Annotated in this window: 14 protein-coding genes; 7 read left to right on the top strand and 7 right to left on the bottom strand. The window is 46.3% G+C overall.

All coding sequences use genetic code 11. From position 1 onward, the window contains the following. Positions 1–44 precede the first annotated feature (44 nt). On the top strand, positions 45–1,637 hold the full coding sequence (locus tag RID53_RS04000; protein ID WP_446386883.1) for a hypothetical protein: 1,593 nt from the start codon (positions 45–47) through the stop codon (positions 1,635–1,637). Positions 1,638–1,700: 63 nt separating this feature from the next. On the opposite strand, the gene RID53_RS04005 is transcribed toward RID53_RS04000, so the two are convergent. Beyond that, the gene (locus RID53_RS04005) at positions 1,701–2,486 is read right to left on the bottom strand and encodes an endonuclease/exonuclease/phosphatase family protein (RefSeq protein WP_446386884.1); all 786 of its coding nucleotides are present in this window, start codon (positions 2,484–2,486) and stop codon (positions 1,701–1,703) included. 245 nt (positions 2,487–2,731) lie between these two features. Here RID53_RS04005 and RID53_RS04010 point away from each other — a divergent pair, with 245 nt between their 5' ends. The 3 genes from RID53_RS04010 to RID53_RS04020 all read left to right on the top strand — a co-directional run bounded on the left by RID53_RS04010 (position 2,732) and on the right by RID53_RS04020 (position 5,731). Further along, positions 2,732–3,007 (top strand): DUF7219 family protein, encoded by a 276-nt coding sequence (locus RID53_RS04010; RefSeq protein ID WP_446386885.1) that lies wholly within the window; start codon positions 2,732–2,734, stop codon positions 3,005–3,007. Positions 3,008–3,042: 35 nt separating this feature from the next. Then, a complete protein-coding gene (locus RID53_RS04015) occupies positions 3,043–3,423 on the top strand; it encodes a response regulator (RefSeq protein ID WP_446386886.1) in 381 nt (126 codons plus the stop codon). Between the two features lie 466 nt (positions 3,424–3,889). Continuing rightward, on the top strand, positions 3,890–5,731 hold the full coding sequence (locus RID53_RS04020; protein ID WP_446386887.1) for an ABC transporter ATP-binding protein: 1,842 nt from the start codon (positions 3,890–3,892) through the stop codon (positions 5,729–5,731). 207 nt (positions 5,732–5,938) lie between these two features. Here the strand turns inward: RID53_RS04020 and RID53_RS04025 are convergent, their stop codons facing one another. The 6 genes from RID53_RS04025 to RID53_RS04050 form a co-directional block, all read right to left on the bottom strand. Beyond that, on the bottom strand, positions 5,939–6,355 hold the full coding sequence (locus RID53_RS04025) for a hypothetical protein (protein ID WP_446386888.1): 417 nt from the start codon (positions 6,353–6,355) through the stop codon (positions 5,939–5,941). A gap of 217 nt (positions 6,356–6,572) precedes the next feature. Next, positions 6,573–7,100, bottom strand: a complete 528-nt coding sequence (locus tag RID53_RS04030) for a tetratricopeptide repeat protein (RefSeq protein ID WP_446386889.1) — start codon at positions 7,098–7,100, stop codon at positions 6,573–6,575. A 40-nt stretch (positions 7,101–7,140) separates the two neighbouring features. Continuing rightward, entirely contained in the window at positions 7,141–7,923 is a 783-nt protein-coding gene (locus tag RID53_RS04035; RefSeq protein ID WP_446386890.1) for a transporter substrate-binding domain-containing protein, read from the bottom strand. A 216-nt stretch (positions 7,924–8,139) separates the two neighbouring features. Continuing rightward, positions 8,140–8,496 carry a 50S ribosomal protein L20 gene (gene rplT / locus RID53_RS04040; protein WP_446386891.1) on the bottom strand — a complete coding sequence of 119 codons (357 nt, stop codon included), beginning with the start codon at positions 8,494–8,496 and terminating at the stop codon, positions 8,140–8,142. Between the two features lie 45 nt (positions 8,497–8,541). Further along, positions 8,542–8,739: a 50S ribosomal protein L35 gene (rpmI, locus tag RID53_RS04045; protein WP_446386892.1), complete on the bottom strand. Its 198-nt coding sequence runs from the start codon at positions 8,737–8,739 to the stop codon at positions 8,542–8,544. Positions 8,740–9,178: 439 nt separating this feature from the next. Then, positions 9,179–11,071 (bottom strand): tetratricopeptide repeat protein, encoded by a 1,893-nt coding sequence (locus RID53_RS04050; protein WP_446386893.1) that lies wholly within the window; start codon positions 11,069–11,071, stop codon positions 9,179–9,181. 32 nt (positions 11,072–11,103) lie between these two features. Here RID53_RS04050 and RID53_RS04055 point away from each other — a divergent pair, with 32 nt between their 5' ends. The 3 genes from RID53_RS04055 to RID53_RS04065 all read left to right on the top strand — a co-directional run bounded on the left by RID53_RS04055 (position 11,104) and on the right by RID53_RS04065 (position 17,302). Beyond that, positions 11,104–11,226 carry a hypothetical protein gene (locus RID53_RS04055; protein ID WP_006100076.1) on the top strand — a complete coding sequence of 41 codons (123 nt, stop codon included), beginning with the start codon at positions 11,104–11,106 and terminating at the stop codon, positions 11,224–11,226. Positions 11,227–11,529: 303 nt separating this feature from the next. After that, positions 11,530–13,965 carry a phosphoenolpyruvate synthase gene (gene ppsA, locus RID53_RS04060; RefSeq protein ID WP_446386894.1) on the top strand — a complete coding sequence of 812 codons (2,436 nt, stop codon included), beginning with the start codon at positions 11,530–11,532 and terminating at the stop codon, positions 13,963–13,965. Between the two features lie 634 nt (positions 13,966–14,599). Further along, positions 14,600–17,302: a two-partner secretion domain-containing protein gene (locus RID53_RS04065; RefSeq protein WP_446386895.1), complete on the top strand. Its 2,703-nt coding sequence runs from the start codon at positions 14,600–14,602 to the stop codon at positions 17,300–17,302. Positions 17,303–17,546 lie beyond the last annotated feature (244 nt).

Consider the following 17,546-nt stretch of genomic DNA (forward strand, 5'->3'; position numbering starts at 1 on the left):
CCCTAAAATTCGTCTTAAGGAATAATAGTTCTGGTATTTTTTCTATGAAACCTATCTTACCTATTTTTGCGATTATCGGATTACTCCAGAGTTGCACCGCCCCGGTGAACATTTCCTCTCAAGCCATCAGGAATCCCGCTAATTGCCCTAGCCAAACTGAACCCGTACCGATCGCGTCGGCTAATGATCAGGGACTGTATCGGCAATTTGACTATCACATTCGCGATATTATTACAGATGCTGATACGATTACCTTCCAGACGCAGCAGTATGATATTGTCTTTTGCCGATTTGATCGCACTTGGACAGTAGAACCGGGAACGTTAGCCGATGAAGTCCAGACAGCTAATAATCCTGAACAATACTCAGAAAATCTCCAGAACCCCCCCTATCAAACTATTAAACTTAACGGAAAACCTTATCAATATCGCGTCATTCTCGAACCGAATCCCTTTGGCAATGAAGCCCAAGGAATTGAACCCGAAACAGTTGTCTTTGAACTGATTACTCCCAATAGCGAACAACCCCAACGTCACTCCCTCTATACCTTAGACCAGGTAAGGCAGGCTGAAGTCGGATTTTCCTTGGGAGTTCCGCGAATTACCTCCGCCCTCAGTTATGCCGATCGCCTATTTTGGTCAGTCGCATCGGAACAAGGGGAAGGATTTAGTGGTATTGCCACGATGGTGGGTTACAATCCCGACATGAATAAGTTGGTGGTGATTCAACCTGAAGAAATTCAAGGGCAACAAATTACTGATTTTGTCATCGCCGGAGATCCTAGCAATCCAGTCTTTTGGCTGGGAACTCAAATCAGTGGTGAAGGGAATCCCTATTTATCTGGAATGGGATTAGTCGCCTATCGTCCTTCTCCCCCTAGTCTCAAATCCGGAACCATTACCTCCTACACCGTCCGCAATAGTCCAATTATTGGGGCAATTCCTGATCAACTACACTTAGAAGGCGATCGCCTCTGGGTGGGAACCGGAAACGGGGTTTGCCAGGTTCGTTGGCAAAGGGCAGATAATCGTGGAAATTGGTCGTGTTGGCGATTTGCAGCAAAGGCGAAACTGCCGAGTCAGGGATTGCCGATTTACCCCCGTTTGTTAGCAGAAACTCCAGCCGTTACTCTGGAGGCGGATCAGGTGGGAGACACGGTAGAGGTGTTATGGTGGTCTCCGTTGGACTACCAAACCCAAAAAGGGCGGTATGAAGTTCGGTATGAGGATGGCTTTACCGTCACCTTAGACGAGGGGACGAGTTCTTGGTCTGAGAAATATGGGTCATCATGGCAACCTCGTCCCTGGCAACCGCCTCTATACTGGGCGGGACACGAATGGCATTGGAATGGCGATCGCTTTGTGCGCGGTTTTGATCAAGTCGCCCTAAATTTCTTTGGTGGTGGACCTCTGGGAATTGTATCCGATCAGGATCAATGGACAGGGGAAAAGCCTGCCAATATGAACGCCTTGCGGGGTGATCTGGAAGTATTGGAATTAACAGAGACGACCACTAAGCTGAATTACCATTCAGGTTGGGTGGAGGAAGAGTTCCTCAATCCTTATTTCACCGTAGTACCCCAAAATCGTCCCTTCAATCCTCGTCCCAATCCTTTGGATGAGATGGCACGTTTGTAGAAACGTTACCCCACCGAGTAGGGGTTTGGTTTCCAAACCCCTTTGGTTCCCACACCCCTACATCTAATCATCCCCAAAATTCGCAATAACTGGGAAATGATCAGAGGGAAAAATTCCTTGCCATTTCCTATTATCAACCGTCACAGTTTCTCGTCTCAGGCGACTATCGTAATAAATCGTATCAACAGCCGCAAACGCTTCACCTGTAAACCCATGAATACTCTGCTGTTTTTCCAATTCAACACCCGCCAAGGCATCATGGAGAGTCATAGAATTCGCTGATGACTGAGATAAGATTTCCCGTGGCAAGCTATCGGGTTCAGCGTTAAAATCACCTGTAAGGAAGAGATAGGTTGTGTCAGGATTGCAGTGAATCATGCGATCGCGGATCAGCCTTGCCCCCAGTTCCCGTGCTTTGGCACTGGTATAATCCAGATGGGTATTAAAACAGGTAATCGTTTTAGACACCTGCGCTACGCTAAAGACTGCCCAAGTTGCCATTCGCGGTGCAGGATTTCCCCACTCAGGACTGATACTCCCAGCACTATCAGGCGTATCGCTTAAGTAAAAATCGCCATTATCCAGGCATTTAAGACGGTCTTGGTTATAGAAAATCGCACAATGTTCTCCTGTCCCTGTCCCCGTGCGATCGCCCCCAATACTTTGATAATTAGGGAGACGGCGATGTAAGTCAAGTAGCTGGTGGGCTTTTCCTTCTTGGGTGCCAATAATATCCGGATGATACTCCTGAATCAGCGCCGCGATCGCATCACGCCGAATTCTCCAATCTTGGTTATCTGGATCAGGCTTATCGTAACGGATATTAAACGTTATGATTCTAATGTTCATAGGTGATTCGTCTTTTGTCATTTGTCATACTCAAGGAAGCGAGAAGCAAGCGACATAATTTGTTCCCCGGTCTCTATTCCCTATTGCCTATTCCCTATTGCCTATTCCCTATTTCCTTTCCTCATCCCTATGTTCATAACTCAAATCGAAACATTATATAACATTTAGTTAACTTATAGTTAAGGCAAGGTTAAGTATTTGTTAATATAATGGAAAGTAAGAGATTATGAGACAGGAGGTAAGATATGGCACAGTCCACATCATCCGATTCCGCACAGGTCAGTAAACAAAACTTTCTTTACCCTAGATGCCGCTATTACGGCAAGTTTACCCCAGAGGATCTAGCCTTTAATGCCAACTTGCAAGAGTTTGCCCAGAAGGTGTCCTATATTTCTGCCCTAGAAACTGGCGGCAAGATTTCCTCTGAACGAGCCTATCAGCAAGTACAGTCACTCTGGAAGCAGTTGAAACATAGTAAGGAATCTTTGGGTATTGGTCAAGCTAAACCCCCCAAAACCTAATAGATTTTGTATAAGACGGTCGTTTGAGAAAAACTGTGACACACGATGCTGCAATTTTAGTCATTGAAGATGAAGAAATTTTGCGGGACATTATCCTTAATGTCTTACAGGAAAAAGGGTATCAGGCAATTGGTACGGGGGATTCTGGCAGGGGCTTACTCTTAGCCAAAGAGTTAGTCCCTGATTTGATTTTGTGCGATATTCGGATGCCAAAGTTAGATGGCTATGAAGTTCTCAAAGCTTTACGTCAATATTCAAGGACTAGAACTATACCCTTTATCTTTATTTCAGCAGAAAAAAGCCAAACTGTTAGAAACCGAGGGCAGCAGTTTGGGGCAAATGGTTATCTCGCAAAACCTTTTACAACTGATGAACTTTTAAAGGTAATCGCTAATCATATTAACTTTTATCAGTAAACGATGTTTTTTTTATATCTATATTTATTGCCGATAACAGCAATTTATAAGTATGAATAAAGGTAGGTTATGTTGCTTATTTATTGGCGAATAGGGGGAATTTTGTTGTTTATTTATTGGTGAAGAGGGTGGGTTCTGTTGTCCATTTATTGGTGAGGAGGGCGGGTTCTGTTGTCCATTTATTGGTGAGGAGGGCGGGTTTTGTTGTTCATTTATCGGTGGGGAGGGCGGGTTTTGTTGTTCATTTATCGGTGGGGAGGGCGGGTTTTGTTGTTCCGTTATTTCAACAATAGCTGACCTTAGTCCCTAAACCCGCCCCTACAGTCCCTAAACCCGCCCCTACAGTCCCTAAACCCGCGACAGTCCCTAAACCTAAACCCGCCCCTACGATTGTGGCTAAACCCGTCCCTACAATGGATCAGGATCTACACTGCGTAGTAGTGCTGGAAAATGTCTACCAGAAACAATGAACCGACGCAAGAAACGCTACTCGCTGAGATTTCTAATCCGAAATATTCGTCAATCGCTTTCAGTATTCCGTTATAGTGGACGCGCCTTGAAGTTAGTGTGGACAACCAGTCACAGACTAACCCTGGTGCTAGCGATTTTAACTGTTATTGCGGGATTATTACCTGCTGCGATCGCATATTTGGGCAAATTGATTGTCGATACCGTGGTATTGGCGTCTCAGTCAGGGGTAGCCGCCCATCGGTGGCTGGCGTTAGGCTATGTCGGATTAGAAGCGATCGCAGTAATGCTACTAGCAGGAAGTCAGCGCGGTCAAACGGTTTGCCAGTCGCTATTGCGGGTATTATTAGCCCAACGGGTCAATGTGTTAATTCTAGAAAAAGCCTTAACCTTAGACTTACCCCACTTCGAGGACTCCGAATTTTACGACAAAATGACTCAGGCGCGGCGAGAAGCTTCTAGTCGTCCTCTGGCGCTAGTGACGCGAACCTTTGGACTGGTTCGGGATAGTTTGTCGCTACTCACCTTTGGCGGACTACTGCTGCAATTCTCAACCTGGGCGGTGGCAATATTAATTATTGCTGCAATTCCGCCCTTTATCGCCGAAACTCGCTTTGCTGGCGTCGCCTTTCGCTTATTCCGGTGGCGTTCCCCAGAAACCCGCCAGCAGCATTACTTAGAAACCTTAATTGCCAGAGAAGATTACGCCAAGGAAATTCAGCTATACCAGCTTGGCGCAACCATGCTACAACGCTACCGCAATACTTTCAGACGCCTTTACCGAGAAGATAGAGATTTGACCATTCGGCGGGGATTTTGGGGTTATTTGTTAGGCTTGCTGAGTACGCTGACATTTTATGGGGCGTATGCGTGGATTGTCATCGAAACCATCTTTGGTCGAATTTCCTTGGGCGACATGACCATGTATTTGACCGTATTTCGCCAAGGACAATCTACCTTTTCCGCCATACTCACCTCAATTGGCGGGATGTATGAAGATAACCTCTATATTTCCAACCTCTACGAATTTCTGGAACAAGAGGTTCCCCAATCTCAGGGGACAGCCACTCAGGGGATAAAACCGGGAGATGGGATTCGGTTTGAGACTGTATTTTTTACCTATCCCGGAAGTCAAACCCCGGCACTAAAAGGGGTTGACCTGCACCTGAAACCAGGAGAAAAGTTAGCCATTGTCGGCGAAAATGGGTCAGGAAAGACAACATTAATTAAACTCTTAACTCGTCTCTATACACCCGATTCCGGGCGCATTCTCTTAGATGGGTTAGATTTACAGGACTGGAAACTTGATACCCTACGCCGCCGGATTGGGGTAATATTCCAGAACTTTGTCCGCTATCAATTTACCGTAGGCGAGAATGTTGGCGTCGGGGATGTAGACTATTTGCAAGACGAAAATCGCTGGGAAAATGCCGCAGAGAAAGGCATGGCGAAACCCTTTATTGAATTAATGCCAGACGGATTTAGCACCCAGTTAGGACGATGGTTTAAAGGGGGACAGGAACTCTCTGGGGGTCAATGGCAGAAAATCGCCCTATCTCGCGCTTTTATGCGAACTGGTGCAGATATTTTAGTCTTAGATGAACCCACAGCCGCCATGGATGCAGAGGCGGAGGTGCGAGTCTTTGACCATTTCCGCACGATTACCCAGAATCAAATGGTGGTGTTGATTTCTCATCGCTTCTCCACAGTACGCATGGCAGATAAGATTGTGGTGATGGCGGGGGGAGAAATCATTGAACAGGGAACTCATGAGGAATTGGTGCAGCTTGGCGGACGTTATGCGCGGTTATTTGCGCTACAGGCGGCGGGATATCAATAATTTGTCATTCGTTATTTGTTCTTTGTTGCTTTGTTGCAACGTACATTTCGCACTTTTGCTGAATTTTTACAACAGACGCATCAGTGAGATATAGCAGCACCATTGTCGAGACGTGCTATGGCGCGTCTCTACATAAATGTTGTGTCCTAACCGCTATGGCGGTTGCTATACTTCATCAACCATCAATATGCTGTAAGCGATGGGGACTCACGACTTTTTCATGTCACGAGCCATTTTGCGGAACATATCCATGCTGGAATCGCTAGAATCAGCGCGGCGGCGCTCAAAACTGTTTGGCTGTGACTCACTCACTGGCGGGTTTTGAGGAGTTGGTAGCGGTTCAGGAGTGGCGCTGATTTGCTTGTTGGAACGGATAACTTGCCCAAAAGCCGAGGTTTCGACCTCCTGCTGTAAGCCCTCCCCTAGGTTGTCTTTTTTCTTCGCAAACCGCTTCTTCACAGATTTGGGCGATCGCATATAGTTAATATCACCGAAGGTCTTGGCGTCGTCTGGCTCCAAGAAGTAGGCTCGCCGCTTTTGGGCTTCTGCTGCTTGTTCGGCTTCGTCTGTCTCCTCATCGACGTACTTGCTCTTTAACCCAAATAAATCACTCAGAAATCCCATCGCGAACTAATCCTGCCCTTAATTGATTATCTTTGTTACTTTATGTTAACAATGATGAATAATTATGTAAATGTTGTTCTAAAACTAGCTGAGTGAGGTAGGAAACTGTGTAGTTCTTCTGCACTACATTGGTCAGCGATAGCCTGTCAACCTGTAGAGACGTTGCCTGCAACGTCTCTACAGGATCTATGTTATGTAGGTTTAAGCCGCAGAAAAGTTAGCTCGATGGCACTAGCCGCTTGCGGAGGGATTCAGCTCGCCGCTTCGCCGTATCATTCTTCGGTTCATGCTTGAGCGCTGTTTCATACGCCTCCAACGCTTGAGCAGTTAACTGCTTGCGCTCGTAAACGTGACCTAAGTTATTGAAAGCTGTCACATAATCTGGCTCTAGTTTTAAGGCTTCCTTATACTGGCGAATGGCAATATCGTACTGATCCTGGGCAAAGTAGGCAAAACCGAGAGCATTATGAACCGGAGCTAGGTTAGTTTCATCAGCATCTGGAGCTTTCAGCGCTTTTTGGAACAGAATAACGGCTTGAGCAAAGAGTTTTTTGTCCAGATAGATACTACCCAACTCGTAGTAGTCTTGGACTGACCCTCGCTCTTTTTGCAGCTTTTGCTCCAGCTTGGAGAGGGTGCTTTCGATTTTACGGGTTTTGAATACTTGGCGAATTACTGCCAAAGCTGCAACGCCAAGCAGGACTAACAATATGATTAGATAAATTTGTGGCAGGGTTTCATCCATAATCCTGTGCAACTTATACGGGACGGGTTTCAATCTTTTATCATGGTAAACCCCAAGCGGCAGCACGTTCAGCTAACCACCCTTCGGCGTGCCAACGTTCGATCGCCTGATTGACTTGTTGTCGTAGTTCAGTATACTGCAATCCTTTAGGCATTACCACTGCCAAAGCTGCACCAGATAAGCGATAGGGGAGCAATCGATATTCTGGGTATTGCTGCACCCATCCAGTCAGAACCGTCTGATCAGCAGCAAAGGCGTTGGCTTCTCCCGCCTCTAGCAAAGATAGCGCTTCTTGGTAGGAATCAACCCCAACCAATTGGGCATCGGGTAAAGCATACTTGATTACTGGGATTGTACTCGAACCCTTGAGAACCGCGATGGTTTGGTTATCTAAATCACTCAATAGATTAATTGAGGCATCGTTCGTGATAATCCCTGCACCATCCAAATAATAGGGGATACTGAAATCAACCAAGCGGGCGCGGGAGTCGGTTATCGTTACTCTAGCGATCGCAATATCAACCCGATCCTCAACTACCACACTCAAGCGATCGCGATTCGTCACTGGCTGCAAAACCACAGCCTCTGGACTTCCCAGCAATTCGGTAGCCAATCGTCGGGCAATATCAATTTCTAGTCCTTGTAGCCTTCCCGTCGCATCACGAAAGCCCAAGGGACGCACATTATCTTTTACCGCAACGATTAATTGACCCCGTTGCTCAATTTCTGCTAATTCAGCCGGATAAGCGGATGGGGGTTGAAAAACAGCCACCCCCATCAATCCAAGTGCCACACTGACATTAAACAATCTTTGGGCGATCATCTATCTGGGATTAGGGATTGGTGATGGGTGATTGGGGAAACCTTCGCAACACTCGAGATAACCTGGTTTGTAGGGGCGGGTTTAGGAACTTTCGTTTCACTATTATTGATGATAACGTTGGTTCAAAACCCGCCCTCATCTCCCCCTGCTCCCAGACGTGCCATGGCACGTCCCTACATTGCCCCCCCTGCGATCTCAATCAGACACACTCTGAACTTACTTTGCGCCTTGGCTAGCAAGTTCTACAACCTTTTGAAAGCTGGCGGGATCTAACACAGCTAATTGTGCCAACATCTTGCGATTGATCTGAATATTCGCCTTTTTCATCTGACCCATAAGCTGACTGTAGCTTATGCCATTCTGACGAGCGGCGGCATTAATCCGAGTAATCCAGAGGCGGCGAAAATCCCGCTTACGCTTGCGGCGATCGCGATAAGCGTTCCGCAGTGCTTTCATCACCTGTTGATTTGCTGTACGGAAGAGTTTGGAGTGAGAACCCCGATATCCTTTCGCCAGCTTGAGAACTTTCTTGCGTCGTTTACGGGCGACGTTACCGCGTTTTACTCTTGCCATTGTTCCTAATTGATATGAGCTAGATGGTGATTTGTCTAAAGCAGTCTAAAAATAGGGAAGCATCAGACGCACATTCTCGGCATCCCGTTCATTGACCAAGTTCAGTTTCGACAGACGCCGCTTCCGTCCTGAGTTTTTGCGCTCCAGTAAGTGGCTCTTAAACGCCTTGCGTCGTCTAATTTTACCGCTTCCTGTGGGTCGAAAACGTTTGGCGGCTGCTTTACGGCTTTTCAGTTTCGGCATAAACAACTTTGAATAAGGACACAATCTACAATTGTACTACTGTTTTGGTCTGTATTGTAAAGATTTAATCTACACCGGGCTATGTCAGGGTGAAAGGCAATACGGTTGGGTTAAGGGAAGCAGGACTGTAGGGGCGACCCGCCGTACTCAATTGGCATCACCCAACCCTTAATTGTATCGGGTCGCCCTGGACAAAAACCGCGATATTTTAATCATAAATGGCAACAATCTCGACAATTCCAGGTCAACACCGCCCGGTGTTTTTAATTGTCGGATAAGACCGTAGGGTATCAATAATTATCTGACACCGCATACATTAGATGAGGGCGAGTCGAGATACCTTAATTCTCACGCCGCCTACGATATGCAGCGACTCGCCCCTACAACCATTGATTATAGTTTCTATCCAAAATAATAAAAACCTTTAAAAGGATCACACTTAGTTTGGCGAGGGAGTCACTCTAGACAGTTGAGACTGCGCCGCTTCATAACAATCCAGTTTACCTAGATCACGGCAAAGTTGAGCCGCTTGCTGTAAATCGTTGATCGCGGCTAACCGATTTCCCGATTGGGCTTGGGCTAACCCTCTTTCGTAGTAAGCTAAAGCATAATCAGGATTTCGTTCAATCGCTTGGGTGTAATCCGCGATCGCACCTAGAGTATCTTCAATTTCCTGACGGGCTACTCCTCGGTTATAGTAAGATTCTGCCGCCTCTGGATTCAATTGAATCGCTACTGTATAATCCGTTATCGCCCCGCGACTATCTCCTCGACGCTGACGGGCTAAACCACGGTTTTGATAAGCTAGGGCATTATTGGGTCGTAAATTAATCGCGGTGGTACAGTCGTCAATCGCACCCTTTTGATTACCTAAATTAGAACGAGAACGACAGCGTTTCCAGTAAGCCGTGACCAGATTGGGTTTAAGTTGAATGGCTTGGGTATAATCGTCAATGGCAGCTTGTTCATCTCCTAAGTCGGCGTGGATTTGACCTCGATTCACCCAGGCTGGGGTAAAATTCGGGTCACGTTGCAAAACTTGAGTATAATCAGCTTTAGCCCCTTGGCGATCGCCTAATTCAAAGCGCAGATTTCCTCGTTGATAATAGGCGTCAGCATGTTGGGGATTGAGTTGAATCGCCTGAGTCAAATCAGCCAAGGCGGACTGAGTTTTTCCCTGATTCGCGTAAATCTTTCCCCGATAATAGTAAGCTGTCGCATTTTGCGGCTGATAGGTAATCGCTTGAGTATAGTAGTCAATCGCCGCCTCAGATTGCTGGGCTTGTGCTTGGATTTTTCCTTGATGGAGAAAGTATTGCGCCATTAGGCGTTGCGGGAGGCGCAGGGTATACGCCAGAACTAACGCCGTGATTCCCACCAATCCGATCGCCGTGAGGATAACCCAGGGTTTAAACTGACGACTGGGATAGGTAATTGTCGCGATCGCAGGATTGATATCCGGTAACGAGGGTAGAGAAAATTGAGTAACAGTGTTCCTCTCCGGGATACGACTGAGATCCGCTAGCACTGTTTTAGCGTGGTGATAACGATACTGGCGATCAGAATGCACCATTTTCTCCAGAATCGCGGCTAACTCTGGGCTAACTTGGGTGTAAGCTTGCCAAGGGATGGTTGCACGTTGACCATTGTTCACTTGTTTGAGTTCTGCTAACTCGCTGACGGATAATCCAGTCATCGCTTGAATGGCGATGATTCCCAAGGCGTACAAGTCACGATTAACGTGGAGGGGTTCGGGAAATGGTTGGGGGAATCGATTAACAGAAGTCGGATGACGCGGATTGGGGGCGGATTGGTGGAATGATTGGGCGATTTGGGGACTCAGTTGGTGGATAATTCCCCAGGTTGTTAGCACTAATTTGTCATCTCCTTGGCGGCGGATAATTGTGGAAGGTTTGAGGTTTCCCAAAACTGCGCCCTGTTTATGGACAAACACTAAGAGGTTGAGGAGTTCGTTTAACAGGCTAATTACATGATTTTCGGTCAGCGGATCACCGGGTATGAGTTCGTCAGTTAAAGGATGACCGCGAATAAACTCTTGAACGAGATAAAACTGATTTATTTGGGCAAACGAGGTGATCAATCGGGGAATTTGGTCATGTTGACCCAGCTTTTTCAGCAATTCTGAGGTTTTTTCCAGACGGCTGAGAATAGATGACCGAGTTGGAGAGGAGTTCGGCGGAAGTCGAATTTGCTTGACCACGCATTTAGGATGCTGGGGAGAGTGAATATCTACCACTAAATAAGTGCGACCCAATTCATCGGTATCCAGGACTTTAATGAGTTGGTAACGTCTTGCTAAGAGTTTGCCCATATTGATGCACGCTGACGCTCTGTGCAAAAATTATGACACGAAAGGCAAAATCCCCATTTTTGAAAAAAATCTGTTATGATAGCACGACAGAAAAAGCTCCAGAGGCTATCTGGAGCTGTTTTGAACCCGTGAATGTAGATGAACCCGTGAATTAAGATTCAGTCGAAAGAGAAATTGTAATACATGTTGGACGAGATTGGCTACACATAAGCAGCCAATCTTTTACTTTTTTGGAAGCATTTTGGGTTGAGGGCGGCTGGGGAAGCAATGTAGAGACGTGCCATGGCACGTCTGGAAGCTGGGGAAGATGGGGGAGATGGGGAAGGGATTTCCTAATCAACAAAGGACGAATGACAAATGACAAATGACGAACATTTCTGTTAATTTTTCGTAACCTATTAGTGACCCCAAATATTTTATAAAGCTACACTTAAATTATACGGTTAAGAAAAAAAGTTATGTTAGCCTCAACCCCTCAGACATCTACTCCAGTCCCTAAAGATCAATCATTGATCCTCTGGTTTGATCAAATCCGACTGGATGACCTACCCTTTGTCGGGGGCAAAAATTCCTCTCTGGGTGAAATGATTGGACAACTCACTCCCCAGGGAATCAATGTACCTACTGGGTTTGCGATTACGGCGTATGCTTATCGTTACTTTATCGAAAGCGCCGATTTAGAAGTCAAACTGCGCCACCTGTTTGCAGATTTGAATGTAGATGATGTGAGTAATCTGCAACAGCATGGGAAAAAAGCGCGACAGTTAATCCTCAGCATGGAGTTTCCCCTAGAACTGACCCAAGCCATTCGGGCAGCCTATCAGGAATTGTGCGATCGCTATGGAGAGGGAACGGATGTGGCGGTTCGTTCCTCGGCGACGGCGGAAGACTTGCCAGATGCGAGTTTTGCAGGTCAACAGGAAACCTACTTAAATGTAAATAGTTTCAAAGGCGTGCTGGAATTTACTCATAAATGCTTCGCCTCCCTGTTCACTAACCGCGCCATTGCTTATCGGGAACATAACGGATTTGACCACTTTGATGTGGCGCTTTCGGTGGGAATTCAGAAAATGGTGCGATCTGATTTAGCCTGTTCCGGGGTGATGTTTTCCATTGACCCCGAAACCGGGTTCAAAAATACCGCCTTAATTACCGCTGCTTATGGCTTGGGCGAAACGGTGGTTCAAGGTGCGGTTAATCCCGATGAATACGTGGTCTTTAAACCGACATTAAAACAGGGATGTCGCCCGATTCTGGAGAAACGCCTGGGAACCAAAGAAATTGAAATGATCTATGACGAAGGGGGTTCCAGACTGACGCGCAACGTGCGAGTCGCCCCCTGTGATCAAAAGAAATTCTGTCTTAAAGACGAAGAAGTCTTACAATTAGCGCGTTGGGCGGTACAAATTGAAGACCATTATTCTCAACTGCGGGGACTCTATACTCCCATGGATATTGAATGGGCAAAAGATGGCATAACCGGGGATTTATTTATTGTCCAGGCGCGTCCGGAAACCGTACAATCCCAGAAATCAGCACAAGTTCTCAAAACCTATCAGTTGAATCAACGCAGCGAAGTATTAGTTACGGGACGTAGTGTGGGTGCAGCGATTGGTCAAGGAATCACCCATATTATTATGGATGCGTCTCACATTCATCTGTTTGAGCCGGGAGAAGTATTAGTAACTAACCGCACTGATCCCGACTGGGAACCGATTATGAAAAAAGCCAGCGCCATTGTCACCAACCAAGGGGGACGTACTTGCCATGCGGCAATTATTGCGCGAGAAATGGGAATTCCGGCAATTGTCGGCTGTGGGAATGCAACCGAGGTATTAACCACGGGTCAAGGGGTGACAATTTCCTGTGCAGAGGGGGATGAAGGACGAGTTTATGATGGATTATTGCCTTTTGAAGTGCAAGAAACTCCTTTAAATAATTTACCCCGCACCCGAACCCAAATTTTAATGAATGTAGGTAATCCAGATCAGGCTTTTGGTTTAGCCGCAATTCCCTGTGATGGTGTGGGTTTAGCACGGTTGGAGTTTATTATTGCCAATCATATTGAAGTTCATCCTCTGGCGTTGATTCATTATCATCAATTGCGGGATGAATCAGTGAAAGCGAAAATTACCCAGAAAACGAAGAATTATGCCGATAAACCCCAGTTCTTTGTCGATAAATTGGCGCGTGGAGTGGGGATTATTGCAGCGGCGTTTTATCCCAAGCCTGTAATTGTGCGGATGTCGGATTTTAAGAGTAATGAATACGCGAACCTTTTAGGCGGTCAGAGTTTTGAACCCAAAGAAGATAATCCCATGTTGGGGTGGCGAGGGGCGTCGCGGTATTGTGATCCGAAGTATCGGGAAGCCTTCGCGTTGGAATGTCAGGCGATACAGCGGGTAAGGGATGAGATGGGATTAACTAATGTAATTCCGATGATTCCCTTCTGTCGCACGCCAGATGAGGGGCGTCAGGTGGTAGCAGAGATGGCGAAAAATGGTTTACCCCGTGGGGTAAATGGGTTGCAGGTGTATGTGATGTGTGAGTTACCGAGTAATGTGATGGAGGCGGATGAGTTTGCTGAAGTGTTTGATGGGTTTTCCATTGGGTCAAATGATTTGACCCAATTGACGTTAGGATTAGACCGAGATTCAGCGTTAGTGGCGCATATTTTTGACGAACGAAATCGCGGTGTGAAACGGATGGTGAAGTTGGCGATACAAACGGCGAAAGAGTGTGGGCGTAAGATTGGTATTTGCGGTCAAGCGCCTAGCGATTATCCAGAGTTTGCCCAGTTTTTAGTGGAGGAGGGGATTGATTCGATCAGTTTGAATCCCGATTCAGTGTTAAAAACGCTGTTGATGGTGGCTGAAGTGGAAAGTCATTTGTAGGGTGAATTTGTAGGGTGCGTTAGCGCAGCGTAACGCACCGACTTACAGCAGTTTGCTCTGCTATGCGGTACATTGTCGATCCCCTAAATCCCCCTTAAAAAGGGGGACTTTGATTGTAGACGATCTTCGCTCTTCCTAGACATGATAGAACGCAACTTGGTAAGCTGTTCGGCATTTAAACCATAATGTCAAGAATTGCGAGATCCTTGCCGTAGTGCGAGCATCTTGCTCGCTACTAATACCCAATTTAAATGCATTACAGCTTATGAGTATCCATGATAGCGCGATCGCACTTTAAATTAAACTTTTTTAGTTCAAGTGTACTATATCAAGCGTCAAGCCCCCCTCAGTAGTGGATAAAGATAAATTGTAGAAGGGAATTGAAAAAAGTCTCATTAGCAAGCTAATAAGGTTAGCGATAATTAATTCAATTGTTGGTAAGTGTAAATTAAACAATAAGTAGTGTAATTTTATACAGTTTTCAAATAAAAATGGTTAATATTTGTATAGTCTTGTAAGAGTACGCTTAATAGTTAAGAGACTTGGCGACACATACAACTATTGAAACAAATTTAGGAGTATAATTTCTAACCAGCTAATCGCTTAACCCGACTAAGGGAAAAAGGTGGGAAATATGGCACAAAAAACTCATCCGTTGCTGGTACAGGCATCGGAAAGTGAGGAAGCTGGAGAGGTAGAGTCCAGGGGAATACGGGAGATGTTGGGCAGATTGAGCCGCAAAAGTTGTTCAAAGCTGGCAGGATACACCAGAGTAGGCAGTGTAGCGCTCACCAGTTGTGTCTGGCTGGCTTGGGGTAGCAGCACTGTTGCCCAGATTATCCCCGATGAAGCCTGGGGAGACGAACAATCGGTTCGTACCCCTAATGCTCCACTCCTTGACGGAACTCTAGCTGATTTTCTGATTGAGGCGGGAGCGACTCGTGGCGCGAACCGATTCCACAGTTTTGAACAATTTGATATTGGGGAAGGACAAAGTGTCTATTTTGATTCTCCCCAAGGCATTGAAAACATTTTTAGTCGGGTAAGGGGAAATGACGCTTCGGATATTCTGGGGACATTGGGTGTCAATGGTGGGGCAAATCTGTTTTTGATTAATCCCAATGGGATTATTTTTGGCGAGAGTGCCAAGCTAGATGTTAACGGTTCGTTTGTCGCAACGACAGCCAATGGTATTCAGTTTGGGGAACAGGGGTTTTTTAGTACCACACAGTTAGAGGCTCCTTCGCCATTACTGACAGTGAATCCTTCGGCGTTTCTGTTTAATCAAATCACACTAGGGAGAATTGAATCGCGCTCAGTTGCATTTGCCGGATTTACCCCATTATTCCCTCTATTGGGATTGAAAGTCCCTGATGGTCAGAGTCTGCTGCTAGTGGGTGGAGATATCCTCATTGATGGACAATTTAACTTTGGAGGATTGGCTGCAATAGAAGGTCGATTGGAATTAGCCGCCGTTGCGGGTTCAGGAACAGTAGGACTGACTGTTGATGGCGATAGCCTCTCGTTGAATTTTCCCTCAGAAATACCGCGAGGGGATATAGCCTTGACCAATGGCGCTTTTGTCACTACGGCGGGTGAAGGTGGGGGTGATATTCAAGTCTGGGGTAAGGAAATTACCCTAACTAACTTTTCTCGACTTTTTTCTGGTTCTTTTGGTACAGGTAAGGGCGGAAATATTGTGGTGAATGCCTCCGAAAGAGTGCAAGCTAGTGGTTTGGAAAGTGGCTTTTTTGCAAACAACTATGCAACCGGAGACGGAGGAGATGTGATAGTTACAACACCTGTGCTACAGCTAAGGGATGGATCTCAGATTGTCACTGCTACTTTTGCTCAAGGCAATGCGGGCAATATAGTAGTGAATGCCTCGGAGTCGGTAAAAGTCAGTGGCAGCGTTACAGTTGATGGTACTCCAATTTCCAGTGGTCTGAGAACGGATGCTCGATTGGATGAGGGGAATGGAGGAGATATAACGATTAACACCCCTGTACTTGAGATGAAAGACGGCGCTGTAATTGCTAGTAGCAGTTCCCGTGACAGCACAGGTGATGGAGGGGATATAAAAGTATTTGCCTCAGAGTCGGTGCAACTGATGGGCGAGAGCCGTTTAACATCCCAAACAGCAGGGGAAGGCGATGCGGGTAATCTGAGGATTGATACGCCCTTACTGATGGTGCAAAATCAGGCAGAAATTACAGCAGATACCATTAGGAGGGGAAAGGCGGGAATTATAGAAATTAACGCCGCTCAAGTGCAACTCGATGGTGGCGGAATTATTGCAAGTGGTACGTTTGGCGAGGGGGATGCTGGAGACATTTTATTGCAGGTGGAAGACAGTTTAACCATCTCTGGAGATGGCAGTGGAGTGCTGGCTGAGACAGGAGAAAACTCCAGTGGCAATGGCGGCAGTATCATGATTGATTCGAGAACAGTAGTGGTTCGGGATAGAGGGCAAATCACTGTTGAAAGTGAAGGTATTGGAACAGGAGGAAATATTAGCCTTGAAGCCGATTCTCTTATCCTGGATACTAATGCTGGTCTTTTGGCAGACACTGATGCTAACACAGGTGGTAATATTGTGCTTACTCTTGATGACCTGTTATTGTTGCGACGTGACAGTCGCATCTCGACAAATGCTGGTAAGGATGAAGAAAGGGGAAATGGCGGCAACATTATAATTGAAGCTGTTTTCATCGTTGCTGTTCCTAATGAAAACAGCGATATTACTGCCAACGCTTTTGAAGGACAGGGGGGTAACGTTACTATCACGACTCAAGGTTTGTTTAATCTAGTCATTCGCAGCCGCGAAGAGCTAGAAGCTTTACTGGGTACGAAGGAGCCTAGTGAATTAGATCCCATGAACTTGCAATCTAATGATGTTACTGCCATTTCACAAACGTCTCCTGAACTGAGTCGTATTCCTATCCTAATTTTGTTAGAACTAGACCCGTCTCAGGGACTGGTAGAGTTACCCGCAGAACTTGTAGACGTGACGCGGCTGGTTGAACAAAATCTTTGTGCTGCTGCACAGGGAAGTGAATTTATCGTAACTGGACGTGGCGGTTTGCCTACGCCTCCGAATCAGATACTTAATGCTGATGCGGCTTGGGAAGATTGGCGGATAAGTACTGTGGAGGAATCAACGGAGATGCAGCAATCTAACCGGAACAGTCGCCAAGACGTTACAGGAAATAAGCCAAATAAATTTGTCGAAGCTCAAGGTTGGTTTAAAGATGCCAATGGTACAATTATTCTTACGACAGAACCAACAGTTGTGACCCCTCACGCAACGGGTTCGCCATCGTTCCCCTGTCAATAGTTAAATGGTTCGTGATACCCAATCCGCCTTTGTAACCTCCCTTTATACCTTGAGTCTTTTTGCCTGTTGCCTGTTGTCTAATTTTAACCGTTAACTTGACTTTTGTCCGACTATTTATCAATTGAAAGGGGTTGGAGTTTTGGTGCATCTTGCTTCCTAAAATGTAGGAAGCTTTTCAAGATGGAAGCGGGTAGGATATCTGCACCGCTATACAAGGTGCGTTACGCTCCGCTAACGCACCCTA

The organism is Coleofasciculus sp. B1-GNL1-01 (genome assembly GCF_040220235.1).
GTDB lineage: Bacteria > Cyanobacteriota > Cyanobacteriia > Cyanobacteriales > Coleofasciculaceae > Coleofasciculus.

Bases quoted from the DNA above. Each gene is read 5' to 3' on its own strand.
- rpmI (WP_446386892.1), bottom strand. From the start codon at position 8,739: ATGCCGAAACTGAAAAGCCGTAAAGCAGCCGCCAAACGTTTTCGACCC.
- RID53_RS04010 (WP_446386885.1), top strand. From the start codon at position 2,732: ATGGCACAGTCCACATCATCCGATTCCGCACAGGTCAGTAAACAAAAC.
- ppsA (WP_446386894.1), top strand. From the start codon at position 11,530: ATGTTAGCCTCAACCCCTCAGACATCTACTCCAGTCCCTAAAGATCAA.
- RID53_RS04055 (WP_006100076.1), top strand. From the start codon at position 11,104: ATGACACGAAAGGCAAAATCCCCATTTTTGAAAAAAATCTGTTATGAT.
- RID53_RS04020 (WP_446386887.1), top strand. From the start codon at position 3,890: ATGAACCGACGCAAGAAACGCTACTCGCTGAGATTTCTAATCCGAAAT.
- RID53_RS04025 (WP_446386888.1), bottom strand. From the start codon at position 6,355: ATGGGATTTCTGAGTGATTTATTTGGGTTAAAGAGCAAGTACGTCGAT.
- RID53_RS04035 (WP_446386890.1), bottom strand. From the start codon at position 7,923: ATGATCGCCCAAAGATTGTTTAATGTCAGTGTGGCACTTGGATTGATG.
- RID53_RS04000 (WP_446386883.1), top strand. From the start codon at position 45: ATGAAACCTATCTTACCTATTTTTGCGATTATCGGATTACTCCAGAGT.
- RID53_RS04050 (WP_446386893.1), bottom strand. From the start codon at position 11,071: ATGGGCAAACTCTTAGCAAGACGTTACCAACTCATTAAAGTCCTGGAT.
- RID53_RS04005 (WP_446386884.1), bottom strand. From the start codon at position 2,486: ATGAACATTAGAATCATAACGTTTAATATCCGTTACGATAAGCCTGAT.
- rplT (WP_446386891.1), bottom strand. From the start codon at position 8,496: ATGGCAAGAGTAAAACGCGGTAACGTCGCCCGTAAACGACGCAAGAAA.
- RID53_RS04030 (WP_446386889.1), bottom strand. From the start codon at position 7,100: ATGGATGAAACCCTGCCACAAATTTATCTAATCATATTGTTAGTCCTG.
- RID53_RS04065 (WP_446386895.1), top strand. From the start codon at position 14,600: ATGGCACAAAAAACTCATCCGTTGCTGGTACAGGCATCGGAAAGTGAG.